Here is a 17,573-nt window from a genome sequence, read left to right on the forward strand (position 1 = left end):
TCGTTTTTTTTTTCAAGCAGACGACGGCATACGACTTCCTGCCTCGTCTCGTGGGCTCGGAGATGTGTATAAGGGCCAGCGGCCCCGTCAGCCCCGGATACGGTTCCGGCGCCACCCCCGGGCCGGCGGCCACCAGCCCCGGATACGGATCCTCGAGGTCCTCGTGCAGCGATATCGAGGTGATCTTCGCTCGCGGCACCGACGACACCCCCGGCCTGGGCACGCCGGGCACCGCGTTCGTCAACGCGCTGCGCGGCCTGACCGGAGGGCGCACCATCAGCACGTACGCGGTCGACTATCCCGCGTCATACGACTTCCTGGCCGCCGCCGACGGCGCGACCGACGCCACGAACCGCATCGCGATGCTGGCGCAGCAGTGCCCGAGCACCCGCATCGTGCTCGGCGGGTACTCCCAGGGGGCCGCGGTCGTCGACATGCTGGCGGGTGTTCCGCCGCTCGGCAACAAGATCGGCTCGATCGGTTCGGCTCCGCCGCTGCCCGGCAGCCTGGTGCCCAACGTCGCCGCCGTCGCGGTGTTCGGCAACCCGGCGACCAAATTCAACAACCCGATCACCAAGTCGGTGTTCTCCGGCCGCGCGATCGACCTGTGCAAGGACGGCGACCCGATCTGCTCCCGGGGGCGTAACCCGTTCGCCCACAACGACTACGTGACCGCCGGACTGGTCCAGGAGGCCGCGAACTTCGTCGCCGGCCTGGTCTGATCCCGCGCGGCGATATCATCTCGTCCCGTGGATTTCGCTCGCCTTCGTCGTCAGTTCGCCGGCGCCGCCGTCATCGCGGCAACCGGATTGACCCCCGCCCTTCTGGCGCCAACGGCCGCTTCTGCGCAGGGCTGCTCAGACGTGACGGTGGTGTTCGCCCGCGGCACCGGTGAACCTCCCGGCATCGGCCGTGTCGGCCAGGCCTTCGTCGACGCGCTGCGCCCGCAGCTCGGGAACCGCACGCTGTCGGCCTACGGGGTGACCTACCCGGCCACCTACGACTTCGCGATGGCGGCCGACGGTGCCGCCGACGCAGCGGCGTTCGTCACCAACACCGCGCAGGCGTGTCCGGACTCGCGCATCGTGCTCGGCGGGTTCTCCCAGGGCGCTGCGGTCGTCGACATGCTCGCCGGCATCCCGCCGCTGGGGAACCGGATCGGCGCGCTGGGCCCGGTGCTGCCACCGAACGTCGCGCCCACCGTCGCGGCCGTCGCGGTGTTCGGCAACCCGGCGACCAAGTTCGGCAACCCGATCACCTCGGCGCCGATCTTCGGTGGGCGGGCGATCGACCTGTGCACCGACGGCGACCCGATCTGCTCCCGCGGCCGCAATCCGTTCGCCCACAGCGATTACGTCGGAGCCGGAATGGCGAACCGGGCTGCGGATTTCGTGGCGCGCCTGGTCTGAGGTCGCGGCAACCGCGAAGGATTACCTTCGTCGGCGTCGATTAGTTCCTATAGGATCGGCGGGGTGCAAAACGATCTTGTTCGCTGCTTGGGGCGCCGGGGGATGCTGCTCATCGGGGCGGTCGTCCTCGCGGTCGCGGGGCTGATCGCGCCCGTCCCGCAGGGCACCCAGGGCCTTTTGTCCGTCGCCGCCGCGCAGTCGTGCCCGCAAGCGGAGCTCATCTTCGCCCGCGGTCGCACCGAGTCGCCCGGTGCCGGCGTGATCGGCAACGCGCTCATCAGCGCGCTGCGCAGCAAGACCGACAAGAACATCAACCTCTACTCCGTGAGCTATCCGGCCGATTACGAGGTCGACATCGGCGCCAACGACATGAGCTCACGGATCCAGGACATGGCCGCACGGTGCCCCGACACCCGGCTGGTGCTCGGCGGATACTCGTTGGGCGCCGCAGTGACCGACGTCGTGCTTGCCGCGCCCATCGCCGCGTTCGGGTTCGACAAGCCGCTGCCTCCGGGAATGGACCGCCACATCGCCGCGGTCGCACTGTTCGGCAACGGCATCGCATGGGCCGGGCCGATCACGAACTTCAGCCCGCTCTACGGCGAGCGCACCATCGAGTTGTGTCACGGCGCCGACCCGATCTGCAACCCCGCCGAGCCGAAGACGTGGGAGGGCAACTGGCCCGACCACGCGGCACGGGCGTATGTGAACGCGGGCATGGTCAACCAGGCGGCCGACTTCATCGCGGCCCGGATCTAGTCGGGATCTAGTCGACCACCCGCAGGTCGCGGGTGACCTTCGTGCGCGCCTCGAGCTGATCGTCTGACGGGTAGTCGACGCCGACGAGGGTCAACCCCTGCGGAGGCGCTGCCGCGAATTGGCTGGACCGCCGATCGGCGGCCAACAAACTTGCGCACCAGTCGGGTTCGCGGCGGTGTTCGCCGACCGCCAGCAGCGCACCGACCAGTGACCGGACCATGGACCAACAGAAGGCGTCGGCGCTGACATGCGCGGTGACGCGCGCCCCCTCACGCGACCAGTCCAGGCGCTGCAGGTCGCGGATGGTGGTGGCGCCGTCGCGGTGCCGACAGAATGCGGCGAAGTCGTGCAGCCCCAGTAGCTTCCGTGACGCCTCGGTCATCGCGTCCACGTCGAGCGGGCGCGGCCAGGCAGTGACAAAGCGCGCCTCGTGCGGTTCGACACCGTATGGCGCCGTCGACAATCGATAGACGTAGTGGCGGCGCAGCGCGGAGAAGCGGGCGTCGAAACCGGCCGCGGCACGCTCGACGTCCAGCACGCGCACATCTCGGGGCAGGAACCGGCCGAGCCGTCGCACCAGCGGCAGGAACTCGCTGTCGCCGGGACGCGTCGCACGCGGATAAGCGTGTGGCAGGGCCTCTTCGGGCACATCGACATGAGCGACCTGACCGGTGGCGTGCACACCGGCGTCGGTACGACCCGCCCCACGCACCACCACCGCGGTGCGGAACACCGTCGACAGCGCCTCCTCGAGGACACCGGCCACGGTGCGCTGTCCTGTCTGGACCGCCCAGCCGGCGAACTCGGTTCCGTCGTAGGCGATGTCGAGCCGAAGACGAACGAGCCCGCCACCGGATTCGATGGCGGGCTCGCTCATGACGTCCTCAGGACTTGTCGTCATCCTTATCGGCCTCGACCTGTGCAGGCTCGTCGGCCGAAGCCTCGGCCTCAACGACCTCGGACGACTCGGCCTTGCTCGATTCGGTCCTGGCTTCCTCGACCGACTCCTCCTCGGTGGGACCCTCGGCGGCCTCGGGCACGACCGCGGCCTGCGGGGCCGACACGGCCGCGACCGGCTGCTCGGTCTTCTGCGCACCCGCGGCACCGGATCCGACATCGCCGCCGGAGCGGCTCCGGCGTGCACGGTTGGCCTCCGAGGTCACCGTCTTCTCCCGCACCAGCTCGATGACCGCCATCGGGGCATTGTCGCCCTTGCGGTTCTCGACCTTGATGATGCGGGTGTAGCCGCCCTCGCGGTCGGCGTAGAACGGGCCGATCTCGGCGAACAGCGTATGCACGATGTCCTTGTCGCGAATCTTCTTCATCACCTCACGCCGGTTGTGCAGCGTGCCCTTCTTGGCGTGCGTGATGAGCTTTTCCGCATAGGGACGCAACGCGCGCGCCTTCGGCTCGGTGGTCTTGATGCGGCCGTGCTCGAAGAGCGAGGAGGCCAGGTTGGCCAGCAGCGCCTTCTGGTGCGAGGACGACCCGCCGAGGCGAGGGCCCTTGGTGGGCTTGGGCATTGCGACTATCTCCTATGTGGGGCCGACCCCCGTATCAGGTAGGGCCGGGACGGACTCTGTTGTTTAGAGCTGTTCGGTTTCGGCGTAGTCCTGGTTGTCGTCCAGGTCGTAGCCGGCATCGCTGTTCCAGGTGCCGGTCGCGACGTCGTAGCCGGCGACCTCGGACGGATCGAACGAGGCCGGGCTGTCCTTGAGCGACAGGCCCAGCTGATGCAGCTTGATCTTCACCTCGTCGATGGACTTCTGGCCAAAGTTGCGGATGTCCAGCAGGTCGGACTCCGTGCGTGCGACCAGTTCGCCAACGGTGTGCACACCCTCGCGCTTGAGGCAGTTGTACGACCGCACCGTCAGGTCCAGATCGTCGATCGGCAGCGCGAAGCTGGCGATGTGATCGGCCTCGGCCGGGGAGGGCCCGATCTCGATGCCTTCGGCCTCGACATTGAGTTCCCGTGCCAGACCGAACAATTCGACCAGCGTCTTGCCCGCGGATGCGAGCGCGTCACGCGGCGTGATCGAGTTCTTGGTCTCGACGTCGAGGATCAGCTTGTCGAAGTCGGTGCGCTGCTCGACGCGGGTGGCCTCCACCTTGTAGGTGACCTTGAGCACAGGCGAGTAGATCGAGTCGACAGGGATGCGGCCGATTTCGGCACCCGAGGCCTTGTTCTGCACGGCCGGCACGTAGCCGCGACCGCGCTCGACGACGAGCTCCACCTCGAGCTTGCCCTTGTCGTTGAGGGTGGCGATGTGCATCTCTGGGTTGTGCACCGTCACGCCCGCGGGCGGAACGATGTCACCCGCGGTGACCTCACCCGGCCCCTGCTTGCGAAGGTACATGGTGACCGGCTCGTCCTCTTCCGACGAGACGACCAGGCCCTTGAGGTTCAGGATGATGTCGGTGACGTCTTCCTTGACTCCGGGCACCGTGGTGAACTCGTGCAGCACTCCGTCGATGCGGATGCTGGTGACCGCCGCGCCCGGGATGGACGACAGCAGCGTGCGCCGAAGCGAATTGCCAAGGGTGTAGCCGAAACCCGGCTCCAGCGGCTCGATGACGAACTGGGAGCGGTTCTCGGCCTTGACATCTTCGGACAGTGTGGGGCGCTGAGAAATCAGCATGTGTTTCTTTCCTCCTCTACGGCACCCGCTATTTGATGCCGCAAATCCCTACCGCCATCCGGGCGGCGGGAAGCCTTACTTCGAGTACAGCTCGACGATCAGCTGCTCGGACAGCGGCACGTCGATCTGCGCGCGCTCCGGCAACTGGTGCACCAGGATGCGCTGACGCTCGCCGACGACCTGAAGCCACGACGGGATAGGGCGGTCGCCCGCGGTCTCCCGCGCGATCACGAACGGATCGGTGTTCAGCGACTTTTCCTTCACGTCGATGATGTCGTACTGCGACACCCGGTAGCTCGGGATGTCGACCTTGACACCGTTGACCAGGAAGTGGCCGTGGCTGACCAGCTGCCGCGCCATCCGGCGGGTGCGGGCCAGGCCTGCGCGGTAGATGACGTTGTCCAGCCGGCTCTCCAGGATGCGCAGCAGGTTGTCACCGGTCTTGCCGGGCAGCCTGTTGGCTTCCTCGTAGTAGCGACGGAACTGCTTCTCCATCACGCCGTAGGAGAAGCGGGCCTTCTGCTTCTCCTGCAGCTGCAGGCGGTATTCGCTTTCCTTGATCCGCGCGCGACCGTGCTGGCCGGGCGGGTAGGGGCGCTTCTCGAACGACTGATCGCCGCCGACCAGGTCCACGCCGAGGCGGCGGGACTTGCGGGTCGCGGGTCCGGTGTAACGAGCCATCGTCTGTTTCTCCTCGTCCTACTAGACCCGGCGCCGCTTCGGCGGACGGCACCCGTTGTGCGGCTGCGGCGTGACGTCGGCGATCGCGCCGACCTCGAGGCCGGCGGCCTGCAGCGACCGGATCGCGGTCTCGCGGCCCGAGCCCGGGCCCTTGACGAACACGTCGACCTTCTTCACGCCGTGTTCCTGCGCCTTGCGGGCGGCGTTCTCGGCGGCCAGCTGCGCGGCGAACGGTGTGGACTTACGCGAGCCCTTGAAGCCCACGTGCCCCGACGACGCCCAGGCGATGACGTTGCCCTGCGGGTCGGTGATCGTCACGATCGTGTTGTTGAACGTGCTCTTGATGTGCGCGGCACCGTGCGGGACGTTCTTCTTTTCCCTGCGACGGGTCTTCTGCCCCTTCTTGGGGCCGGCCGCGGTCTTTTTGGCGGGTGGCATCGTCGATTACCTGGCCTTCTTCTTGCCGGCGATGGTGCGCTTGGGCCCCTTGCGGGTGCGCGCGTTGGTCTTGGTCCGCTGGCCGCGCACCGGAAGCCCACGGCGGTGCCGCAGACCCTGGTAGCAGCCGATCTCGATCTTGCGGCGGATGTCGGCCTGCACCTCGCGGCGCAGATCGCCCTCCACCTTGAGGTTGGCTTCGATGTAGTCGCGCAGCTGGGTCACCTGATCATCGGTCAGGTCCTTGGTGCGCAGATCCCGGCTGATGCCGGTGGCGTCCAGAATCTCCTGGGAGCGGGTACGGCCGACGCCGTAGATATAGGTCAGGGCGATCTCCATGCGCTTATCGCGCGGGAGGTCGACGCCCACGAGACGTGCCATCAGGCGGTGTTCCTTCTTCTATGCGGAGGTCTTGTCCCAGTCCGTTCCCTCATATGGGGTCCGGCCTCCGTGCCGGACGTGACGAGCGGCGCTGATACGTCTTTTTGGCGCTGACGCGCCGGGCAGCTCAGTGGTACTGGGGTTTCGTCATTCAGTTGTGTCGGCAGCCGGCGGGTTCTAACCCTGCCGCTGCTTGTGGCGTGGATCAGAGCAGATCACCATGACCCGCCCATGCCGGCGGATCACCCTGCACTTATCGCAAATGGGCTTGACGCTCGGGTTCACCTTCACGGCTCGTTCGATCCTGTTCTTCTGGAGTGTCTGTCTTTTACTTGTACCGGTAAACGATGCGGCCCCGGGACAGGTCGTAGGGAGACAACTCCACCACGACGCGGTCCTCGGGCAGGATGCGGATGTAGTGCTGCCGCATCTTGCCGCTGATGTGGGCAAGGACCTTGTGTCCGTTCTCCAGCTCAATGCGGAACATCGCATTGGGCAGGGGTTCGACCACGCGACCCTCGACCTCTATGGCACCGTCTTTCTTGGCCATTGTTTTTCGGAGATCCTCCGTGTCCTGATCGTTGGCGCCTTCCCGCCGCGAGCGGCGGATACTGCTTGCGGCGCAGCATTTGCTCCGACTACAGAACGTGAGCCAGTAGCCAGAAATTCCTGAACAGGGCACGCAAAGAGTCGGCGCGATCACCGCACCGTTGATCCATGGTACTCGCCCACCGGCCGCGCCCAAAATCGCGACGGAGGGCTCCGTCAACCCGTCGCCGTCTCGGGCCGGTCCGGTTCTGCGTCACTGCCGCGGACCAGGCCCGATTGCACCAGCGCGGCCGTGACGAACCGGTGCACCGGCCGGGACCTGAAGAAGCCGGTGTGCCCGCCGCGGTACCACTGGATATCGGGACGGCCCCAGTGCTCCCACAGCCGGTCGATCTGCTCGCGAGGGTGGACCACCTGGTCGGCGATGCCCGCGTAGATGAAGCGCCCGCCCATCGGGACCTGTGGCGGCAACGACAGCGGCGAGATCATCCGGCCCAGCGGGGCGGCCAGCCTGATCGTCTCCATCCGCGGATCGTCGCTGTCCATGCCCGAGTGCCGCGCCAAAAGCCCGACCAGGTCTGCGACCGGCACGCCCAGCACCGCGCATTCCAGGTCGTCGTCGAGGCTGGCCACCAACGCCGCGATGAAACCGCCCAACGACAGGCCGTACACGCCGATCGACGCTTTTGGCTGCTGCCGGCGGATCCACGACAGCAGGCTGCGGACGTCCCACACCGCCTGCGCGGTGGCGTGGATGTCGTCGAGGACGTCCTCGCCGGGGAACACCGCACCCTTCGGCAGCCCCTTGGCGCGCGGACCGTGCATCGGCAGCACCGGCATCACGACGTTGAGACCCAACTCCTCATGCAGGTACCAGGCGCGGAAGATCGCCAGGTCGATCGCCGCCCGCCCCATCTCGGTGCCGTGGACACACACCAGCCACGGCCGCGGTTCGGGGTGGCGCAGCAGCAGACCGTAGCCGCGGGAGACGGCGCCATAACCCAGCCAGCGGTCGGCGCCCGGTTCGGTCGCGTCCGGCCGGTACCCGCTGGTCCAGCGCAACCGGTAATAGGAGCGGTTGCGGCGACGCACCGGTGAGACGTCCAAGTCGCTGGGCGGCCCCGGCGCGGCGAAGAACGCCGCCGGATCGTCGAGGCATCCACGCTGTCCGTAGAAGTCCACCGCCGCGACCACTTCACCGTGGATCCGCTCGAACGCCCGCGGATCGCTGAGCGGACGCCGCGCTCGCAGCCCGAGCAGCACCACTTCGTCACGAAACGCCTCGGCGGCCAACGCGACCGTCGGCCGCACGGTCGGCGTCTGATCGCGGCCGTCGTGGAGGTAGTCACGCCACGAGCGCGCGTAGTAACCGCCAGTTCTCGTCAGCGGTTGCACCGCACTGCGCAGCGGTGCCTGTATCCGCGGCACGGTGGGGCGGTGCGGAGTCCGTGCGTCGTTGTCGGCGCCGATGCCGATGTCGTCTGTTCCCACACCTCCGACAGTAGCCACGCGGTCGTCGTACCCGTAGTGCCATTGGTCACCTGTTGAAGCGTGCAATCGCGCTGAGGCTGAGCCGGATTCGGTGCAGGCCGCCCAGCGCCAAGTGGCGCTCACCACTGTGCAGCACAAATGTGGCGGCCCCTATACACGACCTACGTCGTTCTGCCGCTTCGTTTGGCGCATAGGTGACTTCGGTCCCTGGCCATCACCGGTGGCCGGTGGTCCGACGAGAAGTGGTCAACGGCAGTGAAACCGGATCACATCTCGTGCTGGTGTCACCGGCGGACTTCGGGCGGCTGCAACGGGGCGAGAAGGCCTCGGGCTGTTGGTCATTCGCGCTCCGCCGAGAAGTGGGACGGACGCGCCTTGTGGTGCGCGGCAGCGGCGGCGCGGTCGGGCATCCCTGGTTCGACATACCGCATTTCGTGATGGAGCAGAAGATGATGCGGGGCATAGCACAGCGCACCCAGCGGACCCGCAGGCGGGAAATCACCGAAGCGCTCAACCGGCACCCGTCAGGAAGGCGCTCTCATCGACCCCGGAAGGTTTCGCAGAGCATCTGAGCGACTGACCCCGATATCGGCTGGACGTTGGGCGCATACTTGTACGCGATGACCGGCCCCTCGCCCCAGCCTCGTAAACCCGTCATTTTGAGCGTCGATGACGATCCGGCGGTATCGCGCGCCGTCGCCCGCGATCTGCGCCGCCATTATGGCGAGGCCTTCCGCGTCGTGCGCGCCGAGAACGGCCCCGATGCGCTCGCGACGCTCAACGAACTCAAACTGCGCGGTGAGACTGTCGCGGTGTTCGTCGCCGACTACCGGATGCCGCAGATGAGCGGGATCGAGTTCCTCGAAGAGGCGATGGACATCTTCCCGATGGCCCGCCGCGTGCTGCTGACCGCATATGCCGACACGCACGCCGCGATCGACGCGATCAACGTCGTCGACCTCGACCACTACCTGCTCAAACCCTGGGATCCCCCGCAGGAGAAGCTCTATCCGGTGATCGACGCGCTGATCGAGGCCTGGCGCGAGACCGGAGACCGGGCGATCCCGCACACCAAGATCATCGGGCACCCGTGGAACGTGCGCTCGTCGGAAGTCCGGGAGTTCCTCGCCCGCAACCGGCTCTACTACACGTGGTTCCGCGCCGACGAACCCAAGGGCAGGAAGCTGCTCGACGCCGCAGGCCTCGACGGGCTGACCCTTCCCGTGGTGATCACCGAACAGGGCGAGACGCTCGTCGCCCCCGACGACGCCGAACTCGGCGCGACGCTCGGCCTGTCGATCACGCCCTCGGAGGACTTCTACGATCTGGTCGTCATCGGCGGCGGCCCCGCGGGGCTGGCCGCGGCGGTCTACGGCGCCTCGGAGGGCCTCAAGACCGTGCTCATCGAGCGCACGGCCACGGGTGGGCAGGCCGGGCAGAGCTCACGGATCGAGAACTACCTCGGCTTTCCCGACGGCGTGTCCGGGTCTCAGCTCGCCGAGCGCGCCCGCAGACAAGCCGAGAAGTTCTCCGCCGAGCTCATCACGACGGCCGAGGTCAGCGCGCTCGAGATCGACGGCAACGCCCGCACCGTCCACCTGTCCGACGGCCGATCGATCGGGACGCGGGCCGTGATCCTGGCGATGGGCGTGGAGTACCGCCAGCTTCCCGCCGAGGGCTGCGCCGATCTCACCGGCGCGGGCGTCTACTACGGAGCCACCTCGTCGGTGGCCGCCGAGTGCGAGGACGAGGAGGTCTTCGTCATCGGGGGCGCCAACTCCGCGGGACAGGCCGCGATGTTCCTGTCGCGAACCGCGAAGAAGGTGAGCATCGTCTGCCGCCGCACCCTCGAGGATTCGATGTCCTACTACCTGATCCAGCAGATCAGGGCGACCGACAACATCCGCGAACTCCCGCACACCGCCGTGCACAAGGTCGAAGGCAACGGCCACCTGGAACGCATCTGCCTGCAGAACCTGAACACCGGCGAGCGCGAGGAACACACGTGCGGGCGCATGTTCATCTTCATCGGGGCCGAACCGCGCACCGACTGGGTGGAACAGGCCGGTATCGCCCGCGACGACCACGGATTCATCCTCGCCGGGCCCGATCTGCGCGACGTGGCCGGCTGGACGTTGGACCGTCCGCCGCACCACCTGGAAACAAGTGTGCCCGGTGTGTTTGTTGCAGGAGATGTGCGTTCCGAATCCGCCAAGAGGGTGGCGGCCGCCGTCGGCGAAGGGTCGATGGCGGTGATGTTGGTGCACCGATACCTGGCGGAGGCGTGATGGGCGACAACGAGAACCAGTGCATACCCGATGAACTGCGGTCGCTGTTCCTGTTCGAGGCGCTCACCGACCGGCAACTACAGGTGCTGTGCGACAACGGCCTCATCGCCACGTTCGAACCCGGTCCCGTGTGCACCGAGGGCGACCCGGCAACCTGCTTCTACGTGCTGCTCGACGGTGAACTGGTGATGTCGAAGCGCTCGGGCGGCGTGGACATCCAAACCAATCGAACGTCCCAGCGCGGGGTGTACTGCGGCGCGTGGTCGGCCTACGTCCCCGACGAGGAGCACCTCTATGAAGCCTCGGTCCGCGTCACGAGGCCGTCGCGCTTCTTCGTGCTCGACGCCGAGGCGTTCGCCAAGTTCATGCAGGCAGAGTTCCCGATGGCCGTGCACCTGCTCGAGGGGCACCGCGTCGGCGGCCGGCGCCAGAGCCAGATCCTCGGCCAGCGCGAGAAGCTGCTGGCGCTGGGCACGATCACCGCCGGCCTGACTCATCAGCTCAACAACCCGGCGGCGGCCGCCGCCCGCGCGGTGGCCGACCTTCGCGAGGGCGTCGGCAAGATGCGCTACAAGCTGGCGATGCTGGCCGACGGCAAGTTCACCCCGGAAGCGTTGCGGGTGCTCGTACGGATCCAGGACGAAGTCGCCGAGCAGGTCGCCAAGTCCAAGGCGCAGGAACTCACTGCGCTCGAGTTGTCAGACCGGGAAGAGCACATCGGCGACTGGCTGGAGGGCCGCGGCATCGCCAGCGCCTGGGACTACGCACCGACGTTCGTGGAGGCGGGTCTGGACCTCGACTGGCTCGAACGTGTGCAGGCCTCGATCGATGACGTCGACTGCTCGGCGACGCTGCAAAGCGCGTTGGGCTGGTTGAAGTACACGATCGACGCCGAACTACGGATGAACGAGATCGCCGACGCCAGCAAGCGGATCTCGGCGCTGCTGGCCGGTGCCAAGCAGTATTCGCAGATGGACCGCAGCGAGTATCAGGCCGCCAACGTCCACGAGCTGATCCACAGCACGATCAAGACCATCTTCGGCGACAAGGTAGGTAAGGACAAACCGGTCGCGCTGGTGTGGGAGAAGGACACCACACTGCCTCAATTGATGTGCTACCCAGGCGATCTCAACGAGGTCTGGACCAACATCATCGACAACGCCATCCAGGCGATGAACTATGAGGGCACGTTGACCATCCGCACGTCGCGCAAGGATGACGAGATGGTCCGCGTCGAGATCTGCGACGACGGCCAAGGCATCGCCGAGAAGAACATCGACCGCATCTTCACACCGTTCTTCACCACCAAGCCGTTCGGTCAGGGCACCGGTCTGGGGCTCGATCTCGCCCGGCGCATCGTCGTGGAGAAGCACCACGGCGACATCCAGGTCACGTCCGCGCCCGGCGACACCCGGTTCGTCATCGATCTACCGTTGGTTGCGCCGGCCCCCGAGGCGCCGACCCCGACGGAACTTCCCCTTACAGCCGGATAGCCGGAATATCCCTTGGCCACCGAGAATTTGGAGCGACCATGACGAAACCCGATCTCGGCAGGTACGGCGCGTTCGGCCATTACTCCATGTGGCAGAAGCTGAGCCCGGAGCAGCTGCGGGCCATCGAAGACCTCGGCTACGGGGCGATCTGGGCGGGCGGTTCCCCTGCGGCCGAATTGTCCTGGGTGGAACCGATTCTCGACGCGACGAACACACTCAAACTGGCGACCGGCATCGTCAACATCTGGACCGCGGACGCCGAGCCCGTCAGCGAGTCCTTCCACCGCATCGAGAAGACCCATCCGGGACGCTTTGTACTGGGTATCGGCGTCGGCCACCCCGAAGCCCACACCGAATATCAGAAGCCGTACGACGCGCTCGTCGCCTACCTCGACAAGCTCGACGAGTACGGGGTGCCGAAGGACAGAAGGGTGGTCGCCGCGCTCGGTCCGCGGGTGCTCAAGCTGTCCGCGCAGCGCGCCGCCGGGCCGCACCCCTACCTGACGACGCCGGAACACACCGCCGAGGCGCGCAAGCTGATCGGCCCGGATGCGTTCATCGCGCCTGAACACAAAGTGGTGCCGACCACTGATGCCGAGAGTGCCCGCGCGGTCGGCCGCAAGGCGCTCGACATCTATCTCAACCTGACGAACTATCTCAACAGCTGGAAGCGTCTCGGATTCACCGACGACGAGGTCGCGAAGCCGGGCAGCGACCGGCTTGTCGATGCCGTGGTGGCGTATGGCACCGTCGACGCCATAGCCGAACGGCTCAACGAGCATCTCGAAGCGGGCGCCGACCACGTGCCCGTGCAGATGCTCACCGGACCGGACAAGCTGGTGGACGCGTTGGCTCAATTGGCGGGTCCGCTCGGATTGAAGTGACGTCACCACCGAAGGGATCCGTATGACTGAGCTCAAGCCCAATTTCGGCCGCTACGGCGTATGGACGTTCGGCGTTCCGAAACCCGAACAGGCCGTGGAGATCGAGAAGCTCGGCTACGGCGCGGTGTGGATCGGCGGATCGCCTGCCGGCAACCTGGAATACGTCGAGCCGATTCTCGAGCGCACTGAGAACCTTCAGGTCGCGACCGGGATCATCAACGTGTGGACGGCGTCCGCCGGCGAGGTCGCCGACGCCTACCACCGCGTCGAGGACGCGTATCCGGGTCGCTTCCTGCTGGGCATCGGTATCGGTCATCCCGAGCACACCGAGGAGTACCGCAAACCGTATGACGTGCTCGTCGAGTACCTCGACGCACTGGATGCGAAGAAGGTGCCGACGAGCCGGCGGGTGATCGCGGCGCTGGGACCCAAGGTGCTCAAGCTCGCAGCGCAGCGCAGTGCCGGGGCGCACCCGTACCTGACCACCCCGCAGCACACCGGAGAGGCGCGAAACCTGCTGGGGCCCACGGTGTTCATCGCCCCCGAGCACAAGGTCGTGTTGGCCAGGGACGCCGAGGCCTCCCGCGAGATCGGTAGGCAGACAGTCGATTTCTACCTCAACCTGTCGAACTACCTGAACAACTGGAAGCGTTTGGGCTTCACCGAGGACGACGTCGCCAAGCCCGGCAGCGACCGGCTAATCGACGCGCTCGTCGCCCACGGCACGCCCGACGCCATCGCCGCTCGGCTCAACGAGCACCTGGAGTCCGGCGCCGATCATGTCGCGATCCAGGTGCTCGGCGGATGGGACGTGTTGATCCCCACGCTGACCGAATTGGCCGGGCCGCTCGGTTTGAAGGGCTGACAAACCCGCCCAAACCCGCCTCCGGGGCGCTCTTGCGTCGCGCGCCACCGCATTACTAGGATATCCAACTATCTAGTAGTGAGGGGCACGTTCATGACCACCCAGGTTCCGCATTTCATCGACGGTAAGCGCACCAATGGCCAGTCGGGCCGAACCGCCGACGTCTTCAACCCCAGCACGGGTGAGGTGCAAGCGCAGGTCGTGATGGCGTCGGCCGCCGACGTCGACGTGGCGGTCACGGGTGCGGCCGAGGCCCAGAAGTCGTGGGCGGCATGGAACCCGCAACGCCGGGCCCGCGTGCTGATGAAGTTCATCGAGCTGGTCAACCAGAATGCTGACGAGCTCGCCCAACTGCTGTCTCTCGAGCACGGCAAGACCCACGCCGACTCCCTCGGCGACATCCAGCGCGGCCTCGAGGTCATCGAGTTCAGCGTCGGCATCCCGCACCTGCTCAAGGGTGAGTTCACCGAGGGCGCGGGACCGGGTATCGACGTGTACTCGCTGCGCCAGCCGCTCGGCGTCGTCGCGGGCATCACCCCGTTCAACTTCCCGGCGATGATCCCGCTGTGGAAAGCCGGCCCCGCGCTGGCGTGCGGCAACGCGTTCATCCTCAAGCCGTCCGAGCGGGACCCGTCGGTGCCGGTCCGGCTGGCCGAACTGTTCCTCGAGGCGGGCCTGCCCCCCGGCGTCTTCCAGGTTGTGCACGGTGACAAGGAAGCCGTCGACGCCATCCTCGAACACCCGGCGATCCAGGCCGTCGGCTTCGTCGGCAGCTCCGATATCGCGCAGTACATTTACGCGGGCGCGACGGCCAACGGTAAGCGCGCGCAGTGCTTCGGCGGCGCGAAGAACCACATGATCGTGATGCCCGATGCCGACCTCGACCAGGCCGTCGACGCGCTGATCGGCGCCGGCTACGGCAGTGCGGGCGAGCGCTGCATGGCGATCAGCGTCGCGGTTCCTGTTGGCGATGAGACCGCAGATCGCTTGCGCGCCCGGCTCGTCGAGCGGATCAACAACCTGCGGGTGGGCCACAGCCTGGACCCGAAGGCCGATTACGGGCCGCTGGTGACCGAGGCGGCGCTGCAGCGGGTGCGCGGCTACATCGACGCCGGCGTCGAGGCGGGCGCCGAGATCGTCGTCGATGGCCGCGAACGCGCCAGCGACGAACTGCAATTCGGCGACGACAGCCTGGAAAACGGCTGGTTCATCGGCCCCACCCTGTTCGACCACGTCACCACCGACATGTCGATCTACACCGACGAGATCTTCGGGCCGGTGCTGTGCATTGTGCGCGCGAAGGACTACGAGGAGGCGCTGGCGCTGCCCTCGGAGCACGAGTACGGCAACGGCGTGGCGATCTTCACCCGCGACGGCGACGCGGCCCGCGACTTCGTGTCACGCGTGCAGGTCGGCATGGTGGGCGTCAACGTGCCGATCCCGGTTCCGGTGGCCTACCATACCTTCGGCGGTTGGAAGCGGTCCGGTTTCGGGGACCTCAACCAGCACGGTCCACATTCGATCCTGTTCTACACCAAGACGAAGACCGTCACGCAGCGGTGGCCGTCGGGCATCAAGGACGGCGCCGAGTTCGTCCTGCCGACCATGAAGTAGCGCACGAGAACACAGGCAGCATGGACTATTTCGGGCTCGACGACGACGAGCGCGTGATCGCCGAGACGGCGGCCGCGTTCGCCGAGAAGCGGCTCGCGCCGTTCGCGTTGGAGTGGGACCGCACGCACCACTTCCCCACCGACGTGCTGCGCGAGGCCGCCGAGCTCGGAATGGCGGCGGTGTACTGCAACGAGGACGTCGGTGGCAGCGGTTTGCGCAGGCTCGACGGCGTGCGGATCTTCGAACAGCTCGCCACGGCGGATCCGACGGTGGCGGCGTTCCTGTCCATCCACAACATGTGCACGTGGATGGTCGACACCTACGGCACGCCCGAACAACGCAAGAGCTGGGTGCCGCGGCTGGCGTCGATGGAGTCGATCGCCAGCTACTGCCTGACCGAGCCCGGTGCGGGGTCCGATGCGAGTGCGTTGCGCACCAGGGCCGTTCGGGACGGTGACCACTACGCCCTCGACGGGGTGAAGCAGTTCATCTCCGGCGCCGGGTCCTCGGACGTGTACGTGGTGATGGCGCGCACCGGCGGGGAGGGCCCGCGGGGTATCTCGACCTTCCTCGTCGAGAAGGACGCTGCTGGACTGACTTTCGGGGCCGATGAAGAGAAGATGGGCTGGCACGCCCAGCCGACAGCCCAGGTGATCTTCGAAGGCGTCCGCGTTCCCGCCGATGCGATGTTGGGCGGTGCCGACGGCGAGGGCACCGGCTTCGGGATCGCGATGAACGGGCTCAACGGCGGCCGGATCAACATCGCGGCGTGCTCGCTCGGCGGTGCACAGGCCGCCTACGACAAGGCCGCCGCCTATGTCCGAGACCGCGAAGCGTTCGGCGGCCCACTTCTCGACGAGCCCACCATCCGGTTCACCCTGGCCGAGATGTCCACCGCGCTCGAGACCTCGCGAAACCTGTTGTGGCGCGCGGCGACCGCGCTGGACGAGAACCACCCCGACAAGGTCGAGCTGTGCGCGATGGCCAAGCTCTACGTCACCGATGCCTGCTACACGGTCGCCGACCAGGCACTGCAGTTGCACGGTGGCTACGGCTACCTCAACGAGTACGGGTTGGAGAAGATCGTCCGGGACCTGCGGGTACACCGGATCCTCGAGGGAACCAACGAAATCATGCGGGTGGTCATCGGGCGGTCGCAGGCCGCCAAGGTGCGGGCGTCCGCTTAGGAGAGGTCATCGATGACGACGATCGCGTTCTTGGGGCTGGGCAACATGGGCGGGCCGATGGCGGCGAACCTGGTTGCCGCCGGCCAGACGGTCCGCGGGTTCGACCCCCAGCCGACGCTGAAATCGGCCGCGGCCGACAAGGGCGTGTCGGTTTTCGACAGCGGCGCTGAGGCGGTCAGCGAGGCCGAGGTCGTGATCACCTCGCTGCCCAACGGCGACATCGTGAAAGCGTGCTACGCCGAGGTGCTCCCCGCGGCCAAGGACAACGCGCTGTTCATCGACACCTCCACAATCTCTGTCGACGACGCGCGCAGCATTCATCAGCAGGCCCTCGAGCGTGGCTTGGCGCAACTCGACGCCCCGGTGTCGGGCGGGGTGAAGGGTGCCACTGCGGGCACGCTGGCGTTCATGGTCGGCGGTGAGGACGAAGCGGTGGAACGCGCCCGGCCTGTGCTCGAACCGTTGGCGGGCAAGATCATTCACTGCGGCGCCTCCGGTACCGGCCAGGCCGCCAAACTGTGCAACAACATGGTGCTCGCGGTGCAGCAGATCGCGATCGGCGAGGCGTTTGTGCTCGCCGAGAAGCTGGGCCTGCCGGCGCAGTCGCTGTTCGACGTGATCACCGGGGCCACCGGCAACTGCTGGTCGGTGCACACCAATTGTCCTGTCCCGGGACCGGTTCCGACGTCGCCGGCCAACAACGACTTCAAACCCGGTTTCGCGACCGCGTTGATGAACAAGGATCTCGGCCTGGCCATGGCCGCGGTCGAGTCGACCGGTTCGAACGCCCCGCTGGGCAGCCACGCCGCGGAGATCTACAAGAAGTTCGCCGCCGACCATGCCGACAAGGACTTCAGCGCGGTGATCGAGGCGCTGCGGGGCAACTGACCCGGCG

The 17,573-nt window shown here is 67.0% G+C and carries 19 protein-coding genes; 10 read left to right on the plus strand and 9 right to left on the minus strand.

The features are described from left to right. Positions 1–62 precede the first annotated feature (62 nt). The 3 genes from CEX88_RS09295 (at position 63) to CEX88_RS09305 (ending at position 2,168) form a co-directional block, all read left to right on the plus strand. A complete protein-coding gene (locus CEX88_RS09295) occupies positions 63–722 on the plus strand; it encodes a cutinase family protein (RefSeq protein WP_094293411.1) in 660 nt (219 codons plus the stop codon). 27 nt (positions 723–749) lie between these two features. Further along, positions 750–1,409 carry a cutinase family protein gene (locus CEX88_RS09300; protein WP_094293280.1) on the plus strand — a complete coding sequence of 220 codons (660 nt, stop codon included), beginning with the start codon at positions 750–752 and terminating at the stop codon, positions 1,407–1,409. A 102-nt stretch (positions 1,410–1,511) separates the two neighbouring features. After that, on the plus strand, positions 1,512–2,168 hold the full coding sequence (locus tag CEX88_RS09305; protein ID WP_094293281.1) for a cutinase family protein: 657 nt from the start codon (positions 1,512–1,514) through the stop codon (positions 2,166–2,168). A 7-nt stretch (positions 2,169–2,175) separates the two neighbouring features. On the opposite strand, the gene truA is transcribed toward CEX88_RS09305, so the two are convergent. The 9 genes from truA to CEX88_RS09350 all read right to left on the minus strand — a co-directional run bounded on the left by truA (position 2,176) and on the right by CEX88_RS09350 (position 8,275). Beyond that, complete coding sequence (truA, locus tag CEX88_RS09310) at positions 2,176–3,045, minus strand: tRNA pseudouridine(38-40) synthase TruA (protein WP_094293282.1); 870 nt, start codon at positions 3,043–3,045, stop codon at positions 2,176–2,178. A 7-nt stretch (positions 3,046–3,052) separates the two neighbouring features. After that, a complete protein-coding gene (rplQ, locus tag CEX88_RS09315; RefSeq protein ID WP_094293283.1) occupies positions 3,053–3,691 on the minus strand; it encodes a 50S ribosomal protein L17 in 639 nt (212 codons plus the stop codon). 63 nt (positions 3,692–3,754) lie between these two features. After that, on the minus strand, positions 3,755–4,807 hold the full coding sequence (locus CEX88_RS09320) for a DNA-directed RNA polymerase subunit alpha (protein WP_064399044.1): 1,053 nt from the start codon (positions 4,805–4,807) through the stop codon (positions 3,755–3,757). A gap of 75 nt (positions 4,808–4,882) precedes the next feature. Further along, complete coding sequence (gene rpsD, locus CEX88_RS09325; protein ID WP_064399046.1) at positions 4,883–5,488, minus strand: 30S ribosomal protein S4; 606 nt, start codon at positions 5,486–5,488, stop codon at positions 4,883–4,885. A 21-nt stretch (positions 5,489–5,509) separates the two neighbouring features. After that, entirely contained in the window at positions 5,510–5,926 is a 417-nt protein-coding gene (gene rpsK, locus CEX88_RS09330; protein ID WP_064345641.1) for a 30S ribosomal protein S11, read from the minus strand. A gap of 6 nt (positions 5,927–5,932) precedes the next feature. Then, on the minus strand, positions 5,933–6,307 hold the full coding sequence (gene rpsM, locus CEX88_RS09335) for a 30S ribosomal protein S13 (protein ID WP_064345640.1): 375 nt from the start codon (positions 6,305–6,307) through the stop codon (positions 5,933–5,935). 177 nt (positions 6,308–6,484) lie between these two features. Further along, the gene (gene rpmJ / locus CEX88_RS09340) at positions 6,485–6,598 is read right to left on the minus strand and encodes a 50S ribosomal protein L36 (RefSeq protein WP_003879483.1); all 114 of its coding nucleotides are present in this window, start codon (positions 6,596–6,598) and stop codon (positions 6,485–6,487) included. Between the two features lie 37 nt (positions 6,599–6,635). Next, entirely contained in the window at positions 6,636–6,857 is a 222-nt protein-coding gene (gene infA, locus CEX88_RS09345) for a translation initiation factor IF-1 (protein ID WP_003418601.1), read from the minus strand. A 215-nt stretch (positions 6,858–7,072) separates the two neighbouring features. Next, entirely contained in the window at positions 7,073–8,275 is a 1,203-nt protein-coding gene (locus CEX88_RS09350; protein ID WP_094293412.1) for an alpha/beta hydrolase family protein, read from the minus strand. Positions 8,276–8,967: 692 nt separating this feature from the next. Between CEX88_RS09350 and CEX88_RS09360 the strand changes: the two genes are divergently transcribed. The 7 genes from CEX88_RS09360 (at position 8,968) to mmsB (ending at position 17,566) form a co-directional block, all read left to right on the plus strand. Continuing rightward, entirely contained in the window at positions 8,968–10,635 is a 1,668-nt protein-coding gene (locus tag CEX88_RS09360) for an NAD(P)/FAD-dependent oxidoreductase (RefSeq protein ID WP_094293284.1), read from the plus strand. Next, positions 10,635–12,128, plus strand: coding sequence for an ATP-binding protein (locus tag CEX88_RS09365; protein WP_094293285.1), 1,494 nt, complete (start codon positions 10,635–10,637; stop codon positions 12,126–12,128). The genes CEX88_RS09360 and CEX88_RS09365 overlap by 1 nt, the downstream gene beginning before the upstream one ends. A gap of 38 nt (positions 12,129–12,166) precedes the next feature. Next, a complete protein-coding gene (locus CEX88_RS09370) occupies positions 12,167–13,012 on the plus strand; it encodes an LLM class F420-dependent oxidoreductase (protein WP_094293286.1) in 846 nt (281 codons plus the stop codon). Between the two features lie 22 nt (positions 13,013–13,034). Further along, positions 13,035–13,877 carry an LLM class F420-dependent oxidoreductase gene (locus CEX88_RS09375; RefSeq protein ID WP_094293287.1) on the plus strand — a complete coding sequence of 281 codons (843 nt, stop codon included), beginning with the start codon at positions 13,035–13,037 and terminating at the stop codon, positions 13,875–13,877. 93 nt (positions 13,878–13,970) lie between these two features. After that, positions 13,971–15,491 carry a CoA-acylating methylmalonate-semialdehyde dehydrogenase gene (locus CEX88_RS09380; protein WP_068193917.1) on the plus strand — a complete coding sequence of 507 codons (1,521 nt, stop codon included), beginning with the start codon at positions 13,971–13,973 and terminating at the stop codon, positions 15,489–15,491. Positions 15,492–15,511: 20 nt separating this feature from the next. Continuing rightward, positions 15,512–16,678: an acyl-CoA dehydrogenase family protein gene (locus CEX88_RS09385; protein WP_094293288.1), complete on the plus strand. Its 1,167-nt coding sequence runs from the start codon at positions 15,512–15,514 to the stop codon at positions 16,676–16,678. Between the two features lie 12 nt (positions 16,679–16,690). Continuing rightward, entirely contained in the window at positions 16,691–17,566 is an 876-nt protein-coding gene (gene mmsB / locus CEX88_RS09390) for a 3-hydroxyisobutyrate dehydrogenase (protein ID WP_094293289.1), read from the plus strand. Positions 17,567–17,573: the final 7 nt, after the last annotated feature.

The organism is Mycobacterium neumannii (assembly GCF_002245615.1).
Taxonomy (GTDB): Bacteria; Actinomycetota; Actinomycetes; order Mycobacteriales; family Mycobacteriaceae; genus Mycobacterium; species Mycobacterium neumannii_A.

Bases quoted from the DNA above. Each gene is read 5' to 3' on its own strand.
- CEX88_RS09295 (WP_094293411.1), top strand. From the start codon at position 63: ATGTGTATAAGGGCCAGCGGCCCCGTCAGCCCCGGATACGGTTCCGGC.
- CEX88_RS09305 (WP_094293281.1), top strand. From the start codon at position 1,512: ATGCTGCTCATCGGGGCGGTCGTCCTCGCGGTCGCGGGGCTGATCGCG.
- truA (WP_094293282.1), bottom strand. From the start codon at position 3,045: ATGAGCGAGCCCGCCATCGAATCCGGTGGCGGGCTCGTTCGTCTTCGG.
- rplQ (WP_094293283.1), bottom strand. From the start codon at position 3,691: ATGCCCAAGCCCACCAAGGGCCCTCGCCTCGGCGGGTCGTCCTCGCAC.
- CEX88_RS09320 (WP_064399044.1), bottom strand. From the start codon at position 4,807: ATGCTGATTTCTCAGCGCCCCACACTGTCCGAAGATGTCAAGGCCGAG.
- rpsD (WP_064399046.1), bottom strand. From the start codon at position 5,488: ATGGCTCGTTACACCGGACCCGCGACCCGCAAGTCCCGCCGCCTCGGC.
- rpsK (WP_064345641.1), bottom strand. From the start codon at position 5,926: ATGCCACCCGCCAAAAAGACCGCGGCCGGCCCCAAGAAGGGGCAGAAG.
- rpsM (WP_064345640.1), bottom strand. From the start codon at position 6,307: ATGGCACGTCTCGTGGGCGTCGACCTCCCGCGCGATAAGCGCATGGAG.
- infA (WP_003418601.1), bottom strand. From the start codon at position 6,857: ATGGCCAAGAAAGACGGTGCCATAGAGGTCGAGGGTCGCGTGGTCGAA.
- CEX88_RS09360 (WP_094293284.1), top strand. From the start codon at position 8,968: ATGACCGGCCCCTCGCCCCAGCCTCGTAAACCCGTCATTTTGAGCGTC.
- CEX88_RS09365 (WP_094293285.1), top strand. From the start codon at position 10,635: ATGGGCGACAACGAGAACCAGTGCATACCCGATGAACTGCGGTCGCTG.
- CEX88_RS09370 (WP_094293286.1), top strand. From the start codon at position 12,167: ATGACGAAACCCGATCTCGGCAGGTACGGCGCGTTCGGCCATTACTCC.
- CEX88_RS09375 (WP_094293287.1), top strand. From the start codon at position 13,035: ATGACTGAGCTCAAGCCCAATTTCGGCCGCTACGGCGTATGGACGTTC.
- CEX88_RS09380 (WP_068193917.1), top strand. From the start codon at position 13,971: ATGACCACCCAGGTTCCGCATTTCATCGACGGTAAGCGCACCAATGGC.
- CEX88_RS09385 (WP_094293288.1), top strand. From the start codon at position 15,512: ATGGACTATTTCGGGCTCGACGACGACGAGCGCGTGATCGCCGAGACG.
- mmsB (WP_094293289.1), top strand. From the start codon at position 16,691: ATGACGACGATCGCGTTCTTGGGGCTGGGCAACATGGGCGGGCCGATG.